The sequence below is a fragment of the Clostridium swellfunianum genome (assembly GCF_023656515.1).
Lineage (GTDB): Bacteria > Bacillota > Clostridia > Clostridiales > Clostridiaceae > Clostridium_AT > Clostridium_AT swellfunianum.
Map to the genome: position 1 here is coordinate 16592 of NZ_JAMOFV010000006.1, position 20579 is coordinate 37170.

Genomic DNA, 20579 nt, shown 5'->3' on the forward strand with positions numbered 1-20579 from the left:
GTGCACCCATAGCTCAGCTGGATAGAGTGGTGGACTTCGAATCCAACGGTCGCAGGTTCGACTCCTGTTGGGTGCACCAGAAAAAATAAGGGTATTTTAAAAAAGTGTTGACATGTGTTTATTAATATAATATAATAAATTTCGTTGGACAAACCAAAACAAAATATGCGCTATTAGCTCAGTTGGTAGAGCAACTGACTCTTAATCAGTGGGTCCCGGGTTCGAGTCCCTGATGGCGCACCATATAGAATCTCTGCAAGATAATTAATCTTGCAGAGATTTTTATTTTTCTCAAATTGCAGGAAAATGATGAGTTCTGTCGAATATTAAACAGTCGGTAAAAATATTTTATGGAGAAATATAAATATGGGAGATACAAGTGTTTCAAATTTTCATTCAGAAGAAAAACTTGATAATGAATTCAAGGAGATTGAAAAGCTAAAAAAAGCTCTTGAGGAAAGCCAAGATAAACTAGAAGAAAGTAAAATTAAAACAGAATTTATTGCAAATCTTTCTCATGAGTTTAAAACGCCATTGAACATACTAATGGGAGCAATGCAGCTTATTGAGATGTACGCTTTAAATGGAAGTATTATTGATACTGACAAAAAGCTTGAGAAGTATATGGACACAATGAAGCAAAATGCGCTGAGACTTTTAAAGCTAATTAACAATATTATTGATATAACAAAGATATACTCTAGCGAACTTTCTTTAGAGTTTCATAATTATGATGTGGTTTCTATTGTTAAAAATGTGGTTCAGTCTATAGCTGTGTATGCAAAATTAAAGTCAGTTAATATCCATTTTAAAACTGAGCTGAATGAAAGAATTATAGCCTGTGATGCAGATAAAATAGAAAGGATAATGCTTAACCTATTATCTAACGCTTTAAAGTTTACAGATGGAGGCGGAAGTATTGTAGTAAGTATTAATAGTTACGATAATAAAGTGCATATTTCTGTTGAAGATAATGGTATAGGTATCCATGAAGATAAGCTAAAGATTATTTTTAAAAGGTTTAGGCAGGTAGATAAATCCTTTACTAGAAATAGAGAGGGCAGCGGAATAGGCTTATCTATTGTTAAGGGACTTGTGGAAATGCATAATGGCAGCATTAGAGTAGAGAGCCAATACAAAAAAGGAAGCAGGTTTACTATTGAACTTCCTGAAACAGTTTTAGATGAAACAAGTCAAGCGGGCTTATATGAACTATATGAGGACAGGGTCAGGGAAAGAGTTAGAGTTGAATTATCTGATATAGAAGACATATGCTAGGGATGTGAATAAATGAAGTTTTTAAATAAAAATGTAGATATACCAAAGGAAATTAAAAATCAGGTTAAAAATTTTATAGAGATAGGTAAAAAAGCTGAAGAAAAAAACAATTTAGTAGAAGCAATAAAGAACTATGAAGAAGCTTTATCTTTGATAGTAGTCAATGAGGGGGATAATCGTATCTTTGAGATGAATATTAGATTAGGTGAAGTACATCAACAAATCGGAAATATAGAAGATAGTTTAAACTACTTCAAAAATGCATATGATAATGCAGTGATGCTAGGAAATAAATTTTATCAGGTTGATGCTTTAATTAAGATAGCTCATAACTATTTGTGCAAACGCGAGGTAGAAGAAGGTATAAAGTTTGCAGAAAGTGCAAATTTAATACTTCAAGATATAGATTATATACAAGGCAAATTAGAGGCAAGCATTTATTGGGCTTGGCTATATTACATAAGAAAAGAACATTATAAGGCTCGTGAAATTTGTAATGAAGCACTTAGGATTTGCGGAGATGAATATTTAATACATAAAGGTAAAATTCTTAATACTTTGGTGGAATTATATAAAGAAATGACTAGTGTAGACGAACATTTGAAGCTTCTTCAGCAGGCATATGATTGTTTTGAGAAGTCTAATTATAAAAGAGGTATGCTCGGAGTAGCTAATAATATTGCTGCTGTCTATGTAGAGAAACTGCAGGATTATAAAAGTGCATTAGAGTACTATGAAAAGCTGAAAGAACTTTGTGAGAGCAATGGATACGCAGAATTTATAGTAATCACTTATATTAATTTAGGTGAAATGCATTATAGATTACTAAATTATGAGGAAGCTTTATATTACTTTACTGAGGCTTTGACTAAGCCTGATGGACCTTTTGTTGAAAACCCAATACTGTATATCAATAGTTATTTATGCATGATAAGTTTAAAATTAAATCAGTATGAAGAAGCACATAAATACTTTATTGATGCCGAAAAGGAATTTAACTTGTATTCACATAGAGAGGCAACTTTAGTAAACTACTATATGGCTGGAGCCTCACTGTATAATGAATTAGGAGAGTTTGAGAAAGCTAAAAGTTATATAAAGCAGGCCATAGATATTGTTGAAGCCAACGAAGCAATAACTAAGTGGGATGTTGGGCTTTTATATGAGCAGATAAAGCTTAAGGAAGTAAAAAGTAATACTGAAGCACTTGATATACTAAGCAGTGTGACTTTTATGCTTTCTAAATATAAAAATAGAGATGAAATATTAGATATTGCCTACAGTATAGCAATAAATATAATTAATAAAGGCTATAAGGAATTAGCTTTTAAATTTATAGAACAATTTAAACACTTAAAGCCTTCAAACAAAAGAGTGAAATTAAAAAGTGAATATATAAGAATGGCTAGAAGTTAGAGCTGTAACAAGTCCAAAAGCTATATGCTAGAAAATTACTATGGAAATAAATAATTTAAGAGTAAAGAGGAGATATGAATTAAAATCTTCTCTTTTGTGATTTTATACCATTTATACCTTAAGTTCCATAGAATTAAAAGCCATAATCGGCACATACTTATATTACAACCATAGGACAACAAAATAAATTACAACAAGGAGGAATTTACTATGTCAAACAGAAGTAACAGAGTGTTAGTACCACAAGCTAAAGAAGGCTTAAACAGATTTAAGATGGAAGCTGCTCAAGAAGTAGGCGTTAATCTTAAAGAAGGTTATAATGGAGATTTAACTTCAAGAGAAAATGGATCAGTAGGCGGCCAAATGGTTAAGAGAATGGTTGAATCTTACGAGCAAGGTTTAAAATAGAACATATTCATTGAAAAAACTGGATAAACCGGGTTTTTTTATGAGTGAAACTGATATTTTAATTAAAGAGAATATGGAACAGTTTATAGGGATTAGCTTATTGCTAATCCTTTAATTTTGCCTGGTAACAAAGTACAAGTTGTACTAATAAAATAATTAAGAGACGGATTAAACTATGGGCTAAATTGAAGGATTGGAGTGAGAAAACTATGAGAATAAAAAGTGGGTTGACTAAATATGATCTGTATCAAATTTTAAGTACTAAAGCTGAATTAGCATATTATTTTCCGCCTACAGGGGTGTTTAATGATTTCGAAGAGCTTCTTAAGTTTGTTAAAAATCACAAAAAGGTTATCTTAAAGCCTGCAGATGATTTAGAAGGAAGAGGGGTTTGTATCTTAGAACAGCAGGGTGATAACTTTAAGATTACAGATTGTAGAAGAAAAAAACAAATTAAATTGACTTTATCAGGTGTAGAAGAACTAAAGAATTTTTTTAAGGATACGGAAAATAAATTTAACAAGTTTATATTTCAAAAACTAATAAAATCTGCGAAAATAGAGCAATCTTTTTTTGATGTGAGAGTAGTTATGGAGAAGCACATACATGGTGATTGGGGATGCATTGAATTGGAATATTCTATAGGAAAAGATAAATTTCTTCTAACTAATGTATATAAAGAGCAATACCAAACATCGTTAAGTGAAGCTATTAAAAAAACTTATCCATTAAAATTTGACTTTTTCAAAGCTATAAAACAAATTAAAAAGCTTTGTGCAAGTACCAGTGAAATTATTGAGGATATGCTAGAATATGATGATGATATAGAGTTTGAAATAGCCATAGATGAGGATAATAAACCATGGTTTGTAGCGATAAACTTAGTTCAGTGTATGAAGAAATTTAAGGCTGTAGATTATATTACCTATGCGGCAGGAAAAGGTTCAAAACTGCTATATTCTACAACCCTATATGAATTTGAAAATATATAAAGTTATTGCCCACGGACTTCCGTGGGTATTTTATTTGTTGAAAGCAGGAATAATAGACTATAAATAAATTTTGTTAAGAAAAGGAGTGACTAAACAATGTTTGGTAATGGCTTTTACGATTCAAATGGAGCTTTTCCATTAATGTTAAATTCTGGAAACCTACAAGATAATAACATGAAGATGGCTCATGACTGCTATGAAGTGTATGTGAATGGGGATTATGTTGGAAGAAAGGCTCTAATAGTTCAAGGTGAAAACGCTAAGGATGTAGAAAGTTATTTAAAAGAGCAGGGCTTTCATAATTTTAATACAAAAATTCAAGCTGATAATATAATTATAAACTCAATTGCAGATGAAGCATCAGATATTAAGAGAAATTTAAATGTGTATTTAAATATAAGATAATAAATACGCAAATACATATTAATTTTTGCTTATCAAATATATTTAAGTGGATTTATTGTAAAAACTAAGCAATAGATGAAGGGAAAGCTGATGCCCTATGATTGAGTTTAGAAATGTTACTAAGATATACCCTAATGGTACTATTGGATTAAGTAATGTAAATGTTAAAATCAACGATGGGGAATTTGTTGTTATAGTAGGGTTATCTGGCGCAGTGAAATCAATGTTTTTAAGATGTATTAACCGGCTTCATGATATATCTGAAGGTGAAATTTTAATAGGTGGAAAGTCTATTACTTTAGCAAAAGGGAAAGAGTTAAGAAAAATTAGAAGAAATATAGGGATGATATTTCAGAACTTTAATCTCGTTACACGTTCTTCGGTATTGAAAAATGTTTTATCTGGAAGAGTAGGATATCACTCAACAGTGAGAACACTATTAGGATGGTTTCCAAAGGAGGATTTAGAGCTTGCTTTTAATGCACTAGCTAGAGTCAATATAAAGGAAAAAGCAAACTCAAGAGCTGATGAGCTTTCTGGAGGGCAACAGCAGCGTGTGTCTATAGCTAGAGCTTTAGCTCAGGAAGCTAAAATAATACTTGCTGATGAGCCGCTTCTCTTGATCCTGTAACTACTTTTCAAGCTATGGACGACTTGAAAAGGATAAACCAAGAACTTGGAATAACAACAATAGTGAATCTCCGCCATATTGATCTAACTAGACAATATGCAAAGCGTATACTAGGTTTTAGAGCTGGAAAATTAGTATTCGATGGTTCAATTGAAAAAGCTACAGATGAAGTTTTTGCAGATATTTATGGCCGTTCTATAGGGAAAGATAAGATGCTGGGAGTGGAATAGTATGAGCCAGATTGGGGCTATTTTGGAAATATAGTTACTCCCATTTTTGAAACTATTAGAATAGCTGTACTTGGAACAACCTTTGGTGCAATACTTGCTGTTCCAGTAACATTTTTAGTAGCAAGTAATGTTAATAAAATACTTTCGCTATACTATCCGGTAAGATTTATGCTAAATCTTGTTCGAACTATTCCTGACCTTTTATTTGCAGCTGTATTTGTAGCTGTTTTTGGAATAGGACCTCTTGCAGGTATTATAGCGTTGAGTTTTTTCTCCTTTGGGCTAATAGCAAAGTTATCCTATGAGTCTATTGAAGCTATAAATCCTGGACCTCTTGAAGCTATGACTACTGTAGGAGCCAATAAATTGCAGTGGATTCATTTTGGTGTAGTAACTCAAATACTTCCACAGTTTATAGCTTGTTTATTATATACCTTTGAAATCAACATAAGAGCTGCAGCTGTACTAGGTTTAGTAGGAGCTGGTGAAATTGGTTTATATCTTGACAGGACCTTGAATTGGCTTAGATATGACCAGACCGCTTCAATTATCTTATTCACATTGACGATAGTACTACTTATAGATTTTGTAAGCACTAAGATTAGGGAGAAATTGCTATGATGGCTGAGGCTATGAGAAAAACATCTAAAAACAGGGTAAGAACAATTGTGATTTTGCTTATGATTGCAGCTTTGTATACATGGGTTTCCTCAGGAATTAAACTGCAAGGAATTAAAACTACTGCTGGGGAAATAACAAGATCAATATTTAAAGGGCTTTTTAATCCAGATTGGAGCTACATATACATACCAGAAGGAGAAGATTTATTAGGAGGTCTTTTAGACACAATATCAATTGCTTTTTTAGGCACATTTGTTTCTGCGATATAATGTATTCCTTTTGCTTTCCTCGTTGCAAGCAGCATGGCAAAGTGGAAGCCTACAACAGCAATAGGAAAGTTTTTATTAAGCTTTGTTAGAACCTTTCCAGAAATAGTGATGGCTATATTGTTTATAAAAGCAGTAGGGCCTGGTGCTTTTTCAGGAGTTCTTGATTTGGGCGTACACTCTATTGGTATGTTTGGAAAACTTTTTAGTGAGGTTATAGAAAGTATGGATTTAAAGCCTGCTGAAGCTTTAACTGCTTGTGGGGCAAACAGCATACAAAGAGTGTGGTTTGCGGTAATTCCACAGGTACTTCCGGAATTTGCGTTAGAAGCTCAGGCCTGGAGCAGGGTGGGAATAATTCTCCTTGGAATAATTATTATGGCAACCTTAATAGATATAGTTTCAGGATATATAAGAAGAAAAACTAGTTTAGAGAAAAATAAACCGCAAATTTGCGGCTTATTTTGATTGAACTGCCTTTTGATATTCACGAACTACATTAAACTTAGAATCATCAGATTTAACATAACCAATATGAGAATAGATGTCTTTAACTATCTTTTGACCTTCTGGATCTTTACTTATAGCAACAAATGCATCAGCAATCTTATCCTTCCAAGCCTGATCCATATCTGCGCGTACAGCTATTGTATCATTTGGGATACCTTGTGTACGATAAATTACCTTTGTATCAGCAAATACATTTGGAAAGTCCTTTTTAACATTGTTACGTGCATCTTCGAAAACTGCAGCAGCATCGACGTCGCCATTTAATACAGCAAGAACCCCTTTATCATGCCCTTTAACTGTTATGCCTTGAATATCTTTTTCAGGATCCACTCCAGCCTTTTTCATTTCAGCAGCAGGATATATATATCCTGCAGTTGAGGTGACATCCTGCCAAGCTATCTTTTTGCCTTTTAAGTCCGAAATTGCATTAATTGGTGAATCTTTTTTTACAACTATCATAGATTTATAATTGTCTACAGGTTGATCCGTATTTGTTCCATCTTCTTTAACCCCAAATCTTTGAGCTTGAAGAACAACACTTGCAGCTCCTTTATCTTTAGCTAGAATATATGCAGTCGGTGGTAGGAAGCCAACATCTATCTGCTTTGAAGACATAGCTTCCATTATAGTATTGTAGTTAGTTGAAACACTAACCTTAACAGGTATTCCTAATTTGTCTCCCAGAAGTTTTTCAAGTGGCTTAGCTTTCGCTTCTAAAGATTCAGCAGCTTGAGATGGTACGAATTGAACCTTTAACTCCTTAGGGACATATGCTGCTGGCTTTGGGGCCTCCTTCTTTCCGCAGCCTGAAAGAAATCCTGATGCAACAACTAGAGACAATCCTGCAGCTACTAGTTTTCTAAAAATCAGCATTTATTACTCACCGCTTTCCAATTTAAAATTTATTGAATTTATATTATAGGATAAGCAAAATACTAAAATCTATTCTTTACAGGGTAATATATCGTTTAGCATTAAGTAATATTTGATATTTTGAAAATATATTACCATTTGATATTGTTGTCCAATATCTTCCTTATGTTATAATAAAAAAATAGTTATGTTGAATAATAAGTATAATAATAGCTTATGATCGGCAGCGAATGATAAAACTACCCAGTGTTCCGAGTGAAAGGAGGTTGAAGTCCTAAATGGACTTCGGCGGGTAGTTTATGAGCGATAGCGAATAATCCAAACTACCCAGTGTTTCGAGTGAAAGGAGAAAATACATGGCTGAAAAGTCTAAAAAGATAAAGCTTACAATATTGGAAACAAGCGATATTCATGGTGCCATACTTCCAATAAATTATGCTAATAATGAAGAAAGAGATTTAGGACTTGCTAAAGTTGCAACATTGATAAATCAAGAAAAGAAAAATAACTACAATCTTCTTCTGATAGATAATGGAGATTTAATACAAGGTACTCCTTTAACTTATTATTACTCAAGAATAGATAGCAGCAAAATAAATCCAGTTATAAAGGTTTTAAATCACCTAAAATATGATGCTGCAGTTATAGGAAATCATGAATTCAACTATGGAAGTGAAATATTAAATAGAGCACTTCAAGAATCGGTTTTTCCATGGCTTTCAGCTAATATAATACTTTCTGAAGGTGGAAGCTGCTATACTGGAAAGCCATATTACATTAAGACCTTTGAGGAAGGCATTAAAGTTGGCATATTAGGGTTAACTACAAAGTATATACCCAACTGGGAAAACCCAGCTATTATTCAGGGGATAAGGTTCGAAGACCCAGTAGAATATGCTAAAAGATGGGTTAAAGTCTTAAAAGAAGAAGAAAAAGTTGACTTGGTTGTTGTAAGTTATCATGGAGGCTTTGAAAGAAATGTTGAAACAGGTGAGCCTACAGAAAATCTAACAGGTGAAAATCAGGGTTATCAGCTTTGTGTAGAAGTACCAGAAATAGACGTGCTTTTAACTGGACATCAACATCGCTCTATATATGGACGAAAGATAAATGGAGTTCTAGTACTTCAGCCAGGAACACAGGGATTAGTATTAGGGAAAGCAGAAATTGTTTTTGAGAAAAGTGATAGTGAAATAAGAATTATTGAGAAAAATTCAGAATTACTTTCTATAAAAGGTATAAAGGCTGATTCAGAAGTTATCGAAATGATTAAGGAATATGAGGACAAAACTCAAGAGTGGCTGGATAGACCAATAGGAAAAATAAAGGGAGACATGCTTGTTAGAGATCATATGACAATAAGAACTAGAGATAATGCTTTAATCGAATTTATAAATAAAGTGCAAATGGAGTATTCAGGGGCATCAATCTCTAACACTGCCTTGTTTGATAACCATGCTCTAGGGTTTCCTAGTAATGTAACTATGAGAGATATTGTTTCAAATTACATCTACCCTAATACACTAAGAGTTATAAGAATTACAGGACATGATATAAAGGCTGCTCTAGAAAGAAGTGCATCATACTTTGAGCAATATGATGGCAAAGAAATTAGGGCTAATGAAGTGTTTTCAACACCAAAACCTCAGCATTACAATTATGATATGTGGGAAGGTATAAATTATATTATTGATATTAGCAAACCTATAGGAAACAGAGTGGTAACGCTTGAGAGAGGTGGGAGAACTATAGATTTAGATAAGGAATATGAAGTAGTTATGAATAACTATAGAGCAGGAGGCGGCGGTGAATATATAATGTTTCAGAATAAGCCTATTGTTAAGGATATACCTATAGATATGTCTGAGCTCATAGCAAATTATATTCTTGAAAGAGGTACTATAGAAGCCACTGTAAATGAGAATTGGAAGGTTATTTATTAGCAACTTTTATATTATTTAGAAGGAATTTATTGCTAAATGTAGAATTAGTATATATGGGATAAATTAAAAACTAAAGAGTGGGATGGGTTTAAAACAATATGGGGTATTTGGGAACATTAGAAGATTATGATCGCTTGCTTCAAAATTATAAGAGACTTAAAGAAGACTTTGAAAATTATAAAAAAATTACAAACAATACTATACAAATAGTTTCTGAAAAGAATATTGCTCTTGAAAAGAAATTGGACTCTATTTCAAATATAGTTGAAATCAGCAAATATATTAATTCTAATATAAGTAATGACAATTTGATACCTATGATTAATGATATGATAATAGGTATTCTTGGAGTGGCTTATTCATCTATCTATATAAGAGAAGAAGAAAAGCTTATTTTAAAAGCAACAAATGTATCTGAACACAGTTTTAATATATATGATAATGAGTATAGGCAAAAGATTAAAAAGGGAGAGACCTTTATAATAAACTGCGAAGATACTTCATTCTGCAGACGATATGGAAGCAGCAATATTCATTCTGTAATAGGTGTGCCTGTAATACTTGGACAAAAATTTATTGGATACATAATAGTAGAGCACAGCCTTCAAGATTTCTTTACCAACGATCATATTAAGTTTCTTAAAACCATATCTAACCAGATAGCGATTGCACTAGAAAATGGTCTTCTCTACAAAAAAGTTAAAGATGCTTCAATAAAAGACCCACTACTCAAAATATTTAATAGAGGTTATTTTTTTGAACAGTTAGAGGAGAAGATTTGCAGAGCTCCTCATAGAAATTTTGCTATAGTAATGCTTGATGCAGATGACTTTAAAAAAGCTAATGATATATACGGACATCAGTTTGGAGACGAAGCACTTATACAGCTTACAAAAATAATAAGCAGCAATATGGCTGAGGATGATATAGTGGCGCGTTATGGTGGAGAAGAGATAATAATCTATTTAAATGATGCTTATGATAGAGAAAAGGTTTATAATAAAATTAATTCTATCAGAGAAAAGATAAGTGAAACCCCAGTTTTTTATAGTAATAAAAGAGTGAAAATAACAGCGAGCTTCGGAATAAGCTATTATGACGAGGAACATAGAGAACTAAAAGAAGTTTTAAAACTTGCGGATATGATGTTATATTCTGCGAAGAATAGAGGGAAAAATATAGTTGTAAGTATGTAAAAGACGGTGAATGTTCACCGTCTTTTAACACAATTAATTGGCAAGTATTAATATAATATAGTAAAGGATTACGTAAGGTCAGGTATAATTTATGGATAGAAAAAAGCTTGAAACATTAATAAAGAGAGTTGAAGGTACTAAGCTGGATTTTAAACAAAAAATTGATTTGGAATTTGAAAGCGGTAGAAAAGAACTCGCAAAGGATGTATGTGCTATAGCCAATTCTAGAGGGGGAAGAGGCTACATAATAATCGGTATAGAAGATAAGACCAAGAAGATAGTAGGAATAGAAGGTAGAGGCTACAATGAGGAACAGATACAGCAAATTGTAAGTTCTAGAACTGAACCTCCTATACCAATTGTTTATGAGGTTGTTGAATATGATGGTAAAACCTTAGGAGTTATAACTATATATGATGGTGGTCAGAAACCTTACCAGCTTAGGGAAACAGGCGCTTTTCATATAAGAAGAGGTTCTACAACAGATACCATGAGAAAACAGGAAATTGCATCAGCACTTCAAGAGAGCTTTTCTCTTAACTTAGAATTGTGTCCAATTGTCCAAAGTTCTATAGAGTGCATTGACAGAGATATTGTTGATAAATACTTTTCATTCCATAGAATAGAATCTAATGAAGAAAATAGAATTACACTTATGGAGAATGCTTCAATTATTCGTTTTGATAAAGACTTAGGAAGACATACAGCAACTCTTGGAGGTATTTTAGTGTTTTCTAGGAAAAATTATGTATATATTCCACATAACATGATAAGAATAGTAAATAAGATAGACAGAGAAGAAGCTGAGATAATTTTTATAAGAGGCGACTTGCTTACGATGCTAGATACATGTGAAGAAACTTTAAAAAGACTCCTCCCTGTTAATTATCCAGTGGAGGCACTTTTAGAAGGTGTGAAAAATGCAGTTTTGTATAGGGATTACACAATTTTTTATAAAGAAATTGAAATTATACTAGGCATAGACAGCATAAGTATCATCAGTCCAGGCATATTAGTTAAAGGTAAGGATATAAGCAATCATAATTATGTTAAAAGAAATATGTGGATATATGAAAAGCTTATAGCTTTAGATAACAACAGAAGGTTTATCAAATCTGGAAGAGGCTTCAGCAAGATGAAAAAGGCTTTTAAAAACATTGGCAGGGTAACTTTTATTAATTCATTAAGCGGAGATTTTTTTAAGGTTGTATACCCAGGGTTAGGCAAAATAATAAATTAACAATTTATTAAAGAACATTATACTTCAGAATATTGAATAAATATTCTGAATATTATATAATGTAGGAAATAGCACCTAAAAATAACTCGAAGGGGTGGTAACAATGATTCAGGTATTTTGCAACAAGAGAGGTTCAGGAAAGACAAAAGCTTTAATTAGTATGGCAAATGAAAAGGTAGCAAACACAAAGGGGCATGTCGTATATATCGACGATGACAGAAGACACTTATTTGACCTAGACAGAAACATCAGATTTATAGCAACAGATGCTTACAAGTTGAAGGACTACAATTGTTTATATGGATTTTTGTGCGGCATTATTTCCGAGGACTATGATGTGGACACCATCTTTATAGATGGCTTGTTTAATATTGTTCGTGGTGATATAAAAGATGCGGCACATTTGTTTTTTGATTTAGAAAAATTGTCTCAAGAGAATAATATTGAGTTTTATATAAGCGTTAACCATGAAGATATTGAAGTACCGGAGTTTATTAAGAAATACGTTGCATAATATAAAAGGCTGCACAGTGTGTGCAGCCTTTTTAATGGGCACTAAAGAAGAATTCGATAAGTCCAAGAATAAGCTCAAATAGTATTAAGACTATAACCATTATTTCAAGTTTTGTGCCTCTTTTCTCATGAGTAAGAGAAGCAAAAACATCAGTTATATCTTGAAGTACTTCGGTTTTACGAGTTATCTTTTGATACCTATCCTTAAAGTCAAATAGCTCGGTAACCTGAACGAAAAAGTTTTCAATATCTTCATTATCCCAAGCTGATTTAGGTTTATCTAAAAGCATTAAATTAGAGATAGTATGGTATTTAAAGCGTAAAACCTTGGCAGAAGTTTTAGCAATTTGCTCATCAGACATATTAAATTTTCCAGTATCAAGATAGTTTATTACATCCTCAATGCTGTCTAGAAGCTTATCAGTATCATTCTCGATTTTTCTTAGTGAAGTAGATTTAGCAAGCACCGAAGATAAAATGTCAAGATAGTATGGATGAAATTCATTTGAAGTCATCAAGTCATTATAGAGCATGTATTCATACTCTGCAGCTACCTCTAGCTTATATTCATCAACATACTCATCAGGAAAGTTGTTTTTTAGGGTTAAATCTATGTTCTTAAGATAATTTACCACATCCATAGTTTCGTGATGTTCCATGTTAATGAACACAAGAGAACCATAATAATATATGTAAACGCTCTTATTACTAGTATCCTTTAATATGCCTTTAAGGGCGTTGTCATGAAGAACTAATGGATCCTCCCATTTAAACTTTTTGTTAATACCAAAGTGAGCTGATATCTTGTTTAAATTAATTTCGTTGCATAATACAAAAGATTTAAAGCTCCAACTCTGCATTTTATAACATCCTTTCTAAAACCATTACTTAATAGCTAGTTTTATAATTAAATTTTAACATAAAATATACTGTATATTCAAATGAATTATGCATTCTTTGTATAAAACTCGATAAATATTTACGTTTATCTTTACCAAAAAGACGTAAAATATTGATAAAATCACATTTTAACTATATACTATATAGAAGATAATTGATGTGCTTAAGTAAAGGAGAGATACAAATGGCAAGCGTATATGATACACTTGTGGAACGCGGCTTTTTAAAGCAGTTTACACACGAAGAAGAAATAAAAGAACTTTTAGAGAAAGAAAAGATAACCTTTTACATAGGTTTTGACCCAACTGCTGATAGCTTGCATGTTGGACATTTTATTGCAATGATGATGATGGCTCATATGCAGAGAGCAGGACATCGTCCAATAGCACTAGTTGGCGGAGGTACTGCAATGATTGGCGATCCGTCAGGCAAAACAGATATGAGAAAAATGCTTACAAAAGAAGATATTGAAAATAATGTTTCGGCTATAAAAAAACAAATGCAGAAATTTATAGATTTTAGGGATGGAAAGGCTATACTCGAGAACAATGCAGATTGGCTGCTAAATTTAAATTATGTGGAATTTATCCGAGAAATTGGAGTTCATTTCTCTGTTAACAGAATGCTTACTGCAGAATGTTTTAAGCAAAGATTAGAAAAAGGACTTTCATTCTTGGAATTTAACTATATGCTTATGCAGGGGTATGACTTCCTTGAACTTAATAGAAGATACGGTTGTGTTATGCAGCTAGGTGGAGATGATCAATGGTCTAATATGCTTGCAGGCGTTGACCTTATAAGAAGAAAAGAAAGCAAGCCAGCTTTTGCTATGACCTGTGCACTTTTAACAAATAGTGAAGGCAAGAAGATGGGTAAAACTGAAAAAGGAGCTTTATGGCTTGACCCTGAAAAGACTTCGCCTTATGATTTCTACCAATACTGGAGAAACATTGCTGATGCTGATGTTGAGAAGTGCCTTTCACTGCTAACCTTCATTCCTATGGATGAAGTTAGAAGGCTTGGTTCACTTAAGGATGCAGAAATAAATGAAGCAAAGAAAATACTTGCTTTCGAAGTTACCAAGCTTATTCACGGTGAAGAAGAAGCAAATAAAGCCAAATCTGCGGCAGAAGCTTTATTTTCAGGTGGAGGAGATATGAGCAACGTGCCAACAGCAGAAGTTGCCAGCAGTATTATTGGCTCAACAATTGTTGATGTACTTGTTGCAGCAAAGATACTTCCATCGAAGGGAGAAGCTAGAAGACTTATTCAGCAAGGCGGTTTGACAGTTAATAATGAAAAAATCACTGATGCTAACATGATTGTTTCAGAAGAATTTTTTAAAGATGGCAGTATGTTAGTTAAAAGAGGAAAGAAAAATTATAATAAAATAGTTGTTGTATAACCCGAGGTTTCTCGGGTTTTTTCAATATTGCATAGAATCTATATTAAAGTTAAGTTTGAAAATATAACAATATAAGAATAAAACTTTTTATATTCTTATATTGTTATATTTCTGAGATTGCTGATTGCTTAAGTTTTTTGTATTTAGCTACGATAATTATATAACAGAATATAAGGTGGTGGAAGCATGGCAGGAATAAGCAATATTATTGGAGCTTATAATATAAATCATAAAAGAGTATCCAGCAAGTTGAGTTTTGAAATAGGACAAGTATTTACTGCAAAGATAATATCAGCTAGTGAAATGAATAAAGAACTTATATTAAAGCTTTTAGATGGATGGCAGTTTTCTGCAAAGCTAGAGAATCCACTGCTAGATATACCTGAAGGCTTGGCCAAGTTTCAAGTAGAGGGAGATCGTGATGGAAAACTTCAGATAAGGCTTATTAATAATGGTGAGGATAAGCAGGAGGTAGTCAAAGATTCCTTAGAGGAGCTATTAAGTGAGAGTAATTTAGATGTTGCTAAAGAAGATTATAACATATTAAAAAAGATGCTTAAGCACGAGATGCCGCTTACTAAGGAGAATGTTTCTAAAGTTAAGACTTTAGTTAATTTTAGAGAAAAGCTTTTTAAGAATGACGCAGAAGCTGATAGTTTTATAACGAAATATATTAACAGTAAAAATATAGATATAAATAGTGAGAGGGGCAAGGAGATAAAACAAACTTTAAAAATATTTTTTAATGAACTGAAGAATATCTCAGAAGATGAGCTCTTAACTATGATTGAAAATAGTATTGATATAAATGAAGATAATATAAAAAGTTTTATAAAAATATTTAGAAATGAATCTAGCATATACAAACAGATAAAGAATATAGATAATGAAATAAATTTTCAGAAGGTTTTTAATGACGCTAGCAATGAAGTTAAAAGCGAAGGAAATATTGTTGGAGAGCAGCCTATACTGGAAAGACAAAGCAATAGTATTATGAAAGCAGAAGGAAATGTGAACTCGAACTCAGATGCAGTCATAAGTACAGAGAGAGCAGAGAAAGAAGCAAAGGCAGAAGTAAAAGAAGTAAAAGCAGATATAGATACAACTATAGGGAAAGCAGAAGAGAAAACAAAATCTGATGCAGCAGTAAAAGAACAGAGACCAGAAGCAGTAGAAAGTAAAACTAGTTTGACTAAGCTTAATAAAAATACACTAGAGCTAGAAGTTAAAGAACAGCTTTCAGCTAAAACTGAAGAAATGAAGGAGACAATAAAGAACATTTTAACTGAGAGTAAGTCTAGAAATTCAGAGGGCTACGGAAAGCTTCTACAAGTCCTTAAAGAAAACATTAATGAGTTTAAGGTCTTTAATTCTATCGGAAACCATTATTATTATTTAGACGTTCCAATAAATATAACTAGAGATGAATATCAGTGTAAGCTTTTAATTAAGGATGATAGAAAATCAGGTAAGAAGGTAGATTCAAAAAATGTAAGCTTAGTTGTAAGTGTTAAAACTCCAAAGATAGGTATTGTAGATGCTTATGTTAAAGTAAGAGATAAAAATATGAATGTAGATATTAAATGTGAGGATCAGTGGGTAAAAATACTTTCTGAGGGAAAGGGTATAATAGTAAAGGAACTTTCCAGTCTAGGGTACAACGTATTTTTTAATGTTGATAAGAAGATTATAGAGGCAAATTTAGTTAATTGCAGAGAGTTTTTCGATGATAATGAACTAGGGAGTATTAATATTAAGGTATAGTTGATATAGTTAGTTTACAGGAGGCATAAACATTGATAATGTTTATGTGCAGGAGAAGGAATACAGGAGGGTCTATGAAAAATATAAGAAAGGCCGCAGCATTAAAGTACGATGGAGGCTATGAAGCTCCTATAGTTACAGCAGCAGGTATGGGAGTAATAGCTGATAAAATTATTGAAAAAGCTGAGGAAAATGATGTGCCTGTAGTGTATAATAAGGAAATGGCAGATTTATTAAGTAATGTTGATATTGGTGAATCCATTCCTTCAGAGCTTTATGAAGCTGTCGCTAAAATAATAGTGTACGTAATGGATATGGATAGAAATAAAAAATAGGAAAGGATGAATTGAATGGGGCTTTACGCAATATCAGACCTTCATTTAGCTCTCAGCGGAGATAAGCCTATGCATGTGTTTGGGGAGCAGTGGTATGAGCACCATGAAAAAATTAAAAATAATTGGCTTGAAAAAATAACTAAAGAAGATACTGTTTTAATCGCTGGAGATATATCCTGGTCAATGAAGATGGAGGAAGGATTAAAAGATCTTGATTGGATTCATGAGCTCCCAGGAAGAAAAATTTTAGTTCGAGGCAACCATGATTATTGGTGGCAGAGTATCTCAAAGTTAAATGCTTTATATGAAGACATGGATTTTATTCAAAACAACTTCTTCTCTTATGAGGACTATGCAGTATGCGGAACGAGGGGATGGATATGCCCAGGAGGAGAAAACTTTACAGAGCATGATGAAAAGATATATTTGAGAGAACTTATTAGACTAAAGCTTTCTTTAGATATGGCGGTAAAAGCGGGGTACAAGAAGTATATTGTTATGATTCATTATCCTCCTACCAACGAAAAGTTTATAGAAACAGAACTTATTAAAATATTTAAGGAATATGGTGTGAAAAAGGTGCTTTATGGACATCTCCATGGACATTCTTTAAAAAGAGTTATGGTAGGGGAAATAGACGGAATAGAGTACATTTTAACTTCAGCCGATTACATAAACTTCAATCCCATAAAAATTTTATAGCAACAAATTAGAAAGTCCTGAAACAAAGGACTTTTTGTTTACAAAAAATTAATTGACAATAACAATTTATATATCGTAATATATAAATATAATAATTAGAATAAAAAGCTAATTATATAACTATACTATTAATTGTAGAGATATTAACAATATGAGTGGAGAGTAAAAATGGAGAAAGATTATAAGAAGTACAATGATACTGCTGAACTTTTAAAGGTACTTGCACATCCAGTTAGATTGTGCATAGTTAAAGGACTTATAAACAAAGGCCAATGCAATGTTACTTATATGCAGAATTGTCTCGATATGCCTCAATCTACTGTCTCACAGCATCTTCAAAAGCTTAGAGCTGCAGGGATAATAGAGGGAGACAGAAATGGACTTGAAATAAACTATAAGGTTTGTGACGAACGAGTAGAAAACTTAGTAAAACTGCTTTTGAGTGAGGAGGAAATATAATGTCAAAGAAGGTATTAATAGTTGGTGGAGTTGCAGGGGGTGCTTCTGCTGCAGCTAGACTTAGAAGGTTAGATGAAACTGCTGAAATTATAATGTTCGAGAGAGATGAATATATATCCTTTGCTAATTGCGGGCTTCCATATTATATAGGGGAAACAATAAAGGATAGAGAAAAACTTTTGGTGCAAACTCCAGAGGCTATGAAAGCTAGGTTTAACATTGATGTTAGAATAAACAGCGAGGTTGCAGAAATTGATGCGGAGAATAAAAAGGTTATAGTAAAGAGCAAGGAAAGAGGAGAATATGAAGAGTCATACGATTATTTAATCCTCTCACCTGGCGCTAAGGCAATAAGACCCAATATTGAAGGAATAGATAGCAATAAAATCTTTACTTTAAGAAATATTCCAGACACAGACAAAATAAAGGCATACGTAGACAGAAATGAAACAAAAAGCGCTGTAGTAATCGGCGGAGGATATGTTGGGGTTGAGATGGCTGAAAATCTAAAGGAAAGAGGCCTTGAGGTTACCTTAGTAGAAGCAGCACCACATATACTAGCTCCATTTGATACTGACATGGTAGTTATAGCAGAAAAGGAATTGTCAGACCATGGGGTAGAGCTTATATTAGGAGATGGAGTAAAAGGGTTTAAAGACAGTGAAAAAGAAATTGGGGTTACCTTAAACAGTGGGAAGAAGGTTTCTGCTGATATGGTTATACTTGCCATAGGTGTGACTCCAGATACTACCCTTACTAAAGGTACTGGTATAGAAGTTGGGTCAAGAGGTCATATAATAGTTAACGAAAAAATGCAAACAAGTGTAGAAAATATATATGCGGTTGGAGACGCCATAGAGGTTGTGGATTTTATTACAAAACAGAAGACAGCTATTCCTCTAGCAGGCCCGGCGAACAAGCAGGGAAGAATTGCTGCTGACAATATAGCAGGAATTAGCAGTGCTTATAAGGGAACACAAGGTACCGCAGTATTAAAGGTATTTGATTTAACTGCAGCAAGTACAGGTAATAATGAAAGAAACCTTAAGAGATTAAATATACCCTACAAGGTTATATACGTTCATCCGAATTCACATGCTGCTTATTATCCTGGTGCAACTCAAATGTCAATAAAGCTAATTTTTAATGAAGAAGGAAAAATCTTGGGTGCACAAGCACTAGGTTATGATGGAGTAGAAAAGAGAATAGATGTTATTGCGACAGTTATAAGACTAGGAGGAACAGTTAGTGACTTAACTGAGCTGGAGCTTTGCTATGCACCACCATTCTCATCAGCTAAGGACCCTGTTAACATGGCTGGTTTTGTAGCAGAGAATGTATTGGCAGGAAGAATGCATCCAATGACCTTTGGGGAGTTAGAAGACTACAACATGGATAATTCAGTACTAGTTGACGTGCGTACAGAAATGGAATTTAATAACGGGCATATTGAAGGTGCTGTTAATATTCCAGTGGACGATTTAAGAAATAGATTAAATGAACTAGATAAGAATAAGGAGATAGTTGAATACTGTCAAGTTGGACTAAGAGGATATATTGCCGACAGAATATTGGCACAGGCTGGCTTTAAGGTTAAAAATCTTACTGGAGGATACAAGTCTTATTCAACAATGAACTACAAACCAGTTGGAAAGGATAATGGAAACAATAAAGGCGGAAACAAAAGCGAACTTACAATAGATCCAGAAACACAAACAGTTAAGAAGGAAAACAGAGAAGAACTAGCTTTTGACAGGAGTTTGGATGCCTGTGGTTTATGCTGTCCTGGCCCATTAATGCAGGTTAAAATGTGTGTTGATGATTTAAAGGATGGTCAAATTCTAAAGGTTACAGCTTCTGATCCAGGATTTTATGAAGATATAAAGGCATGGTCTAAGAGAACAAACAATGAACTTATAGATATAGAAAAGAAGGGTGGAACAATTACTGCTTTTATAAAAAAGAGCAGTGAAACAGCAGTAACTTATACAAATACTTCGATAGGTAATGCTGCTGTTAAGGACAATAAAACCATGGTGGTTTTTAGTGGTGATTTAGATAAGGCAATAGCTTCCTTCATAATTGCCAATGGAGCAGCTTCAATGGGAAAGAAGGTTACTATGTTCTTTACCTTCTGGGGATTAAATATATTAAGAAAGCATGAAAAAGTAAGCGTTGAAAAAGGTCTTATGGACAAAATGTTCAGCAGGATGATGCCAAGAGGAAGTAAGAAACTTCAGCTTTCCAAGATGAACATGATGGGAATAGGCGGAAAGATGATAAGAAAGGTTATGAAAGACAAAAATGTTTCCTCACTTGAAGATTTAATTCAAGCGGCAATAGAAAATGGAATTGAAATAGTTGCCTGCCAAATGTCCATGGATGTTATGGGACTAAGGAAAGAAGAACTTATAGATGGAGTTAAAATTGGAGGAGTTGGTTATTACTTAGGAGAAGCAGAAGATTCAAATGTAAACTTATTTATATAATTA

21 protein-coding genes, 2 tRNA genes and 1 pseudogene are annotated in these 20579 nt (G+C 33.1%); 22 read left to right on the forward strand and 2 right to left on the reverse strand.

Translation table 11 applies throughout. From position 1 onward, the window contains the following. Window positions 1–2: 2 nt before the first annotated feature. The 12 genes and pseudogenes from NBE98_RS00235 to NBE98_RS00285 all read left to right on the forward strand — a co-directional run bounded on the left by NBE98_RS00235 (window position 3) and on the right by NBE98_RS00285 (window position 6715). Window positions 3–79: transfer RNA gene (locus NBE98_RS00235), tRNA-Arg, on the forward strand. 88 nt (window positions 80–167) lie between these two features. After that, a tRNA-Lys gene (locus NBE98_RS00240) sits at window positions 168–243 on the forward strand. Window positions 244–366: 123 nt separating this feature from the next. Beyond that, entirely contained in the window at window positions 367–1278 is a 912-nt protein-coding gene (locus NBE98_RS00245) for a sensor histidine kinase (RefSeq protein ID WP_250811160.1), read from the forward strand. A gap of 12 nt (window positions 1279–1290) precedes the next feature. Beyond that, a complete protein-coding gene (locus tag NBE98_RS00250; RefSeq protein WP_250811162.1) occupies window positions 1291–2694 on the forward strand; it encodes a tetratricopeptide repeat protein in 1404 nt (467 codons plus the stop codon). A gap of 210 nt (window positions 2695–2904) precedes the next feature. After that, entirely contained in the window at window positions 2905–3102 is a 198-nt protein-coding gene (locus NBE98_RS00255) for an alpha/beta-type small acid-soluble spore protein (RefSeq protein ID WP_250811163.1), read from the forward strand. Window positions 3103–3311: 209 nt separating this feature from the next. After that, window positions 3312–4094: a YheC/YheD family protein gene (locus NBE98_RS00260; RefSeq protein WP_250811165.1), complete on the forward strand. Its 783-nt coding sequence runs from the start codon at window positions 3312–3314 to the stop codon at window positions 4092–4094. Between the two features lie 96 nt (window positions 4095–4190). Next, window positions 4191–4499, forward strand: a complete 309-nt coding sequence (locus tag NBE98_RS00265) for a hypothetical protein (protein ID WP_250811166.1) — start codon at window positions 4191–4193, stop codon at window positions 4497–4499. 97 nt (window positions 4500–4596) lie between these two features. Then, on the forward strand, window positions 4597–5130 hold the full coding sequence (locus NBE98_RS00270; protein WP_432432658.1) for a phosphonate ABC transporter ATP-binding protein: 534 nt from the start codon (window positions 4597–4599) through the stop codon (window positions 5128–5130). Between the two features lie 23 nt (window positions 5131–5153). Further along, entirely contained in the window at window positions 5154–5360 is a 207-nt protein-coding gene (locus tag NBE98_RS22560) for a P-loop NTPase family protein (protein WP_432432659.1), read from the forward strand. Between the two features lie 15 nt (window positions 5361–5375). Further along, a pseudogene (gene phnE / locus NBE98_RS00275) lies at window positions 5376–5981 on the forward strand (phosphonate ABC transporter, permease protein PhnE); the annotation flags it as partial. After that, window positions 5978–6250, forward strand: coding sequence for an ABC transporter permease family protein (locus tag NBE98_RS00280; protein WP_250811168.1), 273 nt, complete (start codon window positions 5978–5980; stop codon window positions 6248–6250). The pseudogene phnE and the gene NBE98_RS00280, both read left to right, overlap by 4 nt. A gap of 3 nt (window positions 6251–6253) precedes the next feature. After that, window positions 6254–6715: a PhnE/PtxC family ABC transporter permease gene (locus tag NBE98_RS00285; RefSeq protein ID WP_349305973.1), complete on the forward strand. Its 462-nt coding sequence runs from the start codon at window positions 6254–6256 to the stop codon at window positions 6713–6715. Here NBE98_RS00285 and NBE98_RS00290 read toward each other — a convergent pair. After that, entirely contained in the window at window positions 6707–7630 is a 924-nt protein-coding gene (locus tag NBE98_RS00290; RefSeq protein WP_250811171.1) for a phosphate/phosphite/phosphonate ABC transporter substrate-binding protein, read from the reverse strand. The two genes, NBE98_RS00285 and NBE98_RS00290, sit on opposite strands and share 9 nt — an antisense overlap. 356 nt (window positions 7631–7986) lie before the next feature. On the opposite strand from NBE98_RS00290, the gene NBE98_RS00295 reads away from it, so the two are divergent. From NBE98_RS00295 to NBE98_RS00310, 4 genes are all read left to right on the forward strand, one after another. Next, on the forward strand, window positions 7987–9573 hold the full coding sequence (locus tag NBE98_RS00295; RefSeq protein ID WP_250811173.1) for a bifunctional metallophosphatase/5'-nucleotidase: 1587 nt from the start codon (window positions 7987–7989) through the stop codon (window positions 9571–9573). Window positions 9574–9671: 98 nt separating this feature from the next. Then, entirely contained in the window at window positions 9672–10769 is a 1098-nt protein-coding gene (locus NBE98_RS00300) for a sensor domain-containing diguanylate cyclase (protein WP_250811175.1), read from the forward strand. 91 nt (window positions 10770–10860) lie between these two features. Further along, window positions 10861–12009, forward strand: coding sequence for an AlbA family DNA-binding domain-containing protein (locus NBE98_RS00305; RefSeq protein ID WP_250811178.1), 1149 nt, complete (start codon window positions 10861–10863; stop codon window positions 12007–12009). A gap of 103 nt (window positions 12010–12112) precedes the next feature. Then, window positions 12113–12523, forward strand: a complete 411-nt coding sequence (locus NBE98_RS00310; RefSeq protein ID WP_250811180.1) for a hypothetical protein — start codon at window positions 12113–12115, stop codon at window positions 12521–12523. A gap of 31 nt (window positions 12524–12554) precedes the next feature. Here the strand turns inward: NBE98_RS00310 and NBE98_RS00315 are convergent, their stop codons facing one another. Continuing rightward, window positions 12555–13382 carry an RMD1 family protein gene (locus NBE98_RS00315; RefSeq protein ID WP_250811181.1) on the reverse strand — a complete coding sequence of 276 codons (828 nt, stop codon included), beginning with the start codon at window positions 13380–13382 and terminating at the stop codon, window positions 12555–12557. Window positions 13383–13606: 224 nt separating this feature from the next. Between NBE98_RS00315 and tyrS the strand changes: the two genes are divergently transcribed. The 6 genes from tyrS (at window position 13607) to NBE98_RS00345 (ending at window position 20576) form a co-directional block, all read left to right on the forward strand. Next, window positions 13607–14827 carry a tyrosine--tRNA ligase gene (gene tyrS, locus NBE98_RS00320; protein WP_250811184.1) on the forward strand — a complete coding sequence of 407 codons (1221 nt, stop codon included), beginning with the start codon at window positions 13607–13609 and terminating at the stop codon, window positions 14825–14827. A gap of 186 nt (window positions 14828–15013) precedes the next feature. Beyond that, complete coding sequence (locus NBE98_RS00325) at window positions 15014–16591, forward strand: hypothetical protein (protein ID WP_250811188.1); 1578 nt, start codon at window positions 15014–15016, stop codon at window positions 16589–16591. Between the two features lie 74 nt (window positions 16592–16665). Next, window positions 16666–16926, forward strand: a complete 261-nt coding sequence (locus NBE98_RS00330) for an EscU/YscU/HrcU family type III secretion system export apparatus switch protein (protein WP_250811190.1) — start codon at window positions 16666–16668, stop codon at window positions 16924–16926. 15 nt (window positions 16927–16941) lie between these two features. Beyond that, window positions 16942–17628, forward strand: a complete 687-nt coding sequence (locus NBE98_RS00335; protein WP_250811191.1) for a metallophosphoesterase — start codon at window positions 16942–16944, stop codon at window positions 17626–17628. Between the two features lie 168 nt (window positions 17629–17796). Then, complete coding sequence (locus NBE98_RS00340) at window positions 17797–18087, forward strand: ArsR/SmtB family transcription factor (protein WP_250811202.1); 291 nt, start codon at window positions 17797–17799, stop codon at window positions 18085–18087. After that, on the forward strand, window positions 18087–20576 hold the full coding sequence (locus NBE98_RS00345; RefSeq protein ID WP_250811203.1) for a CoA-disulfide reductase: 2490 nt from the start codon (window positions 18087–18089) through the stop codon (window positions 20574–20576). Before NBE98_RS00340 ends, NBE98_RS00345 begins: the two co-directional genes overlap by 1 nt. The last annotated feature ends 3 nt before the right edge of the window (window positions 20577–20579 follow it).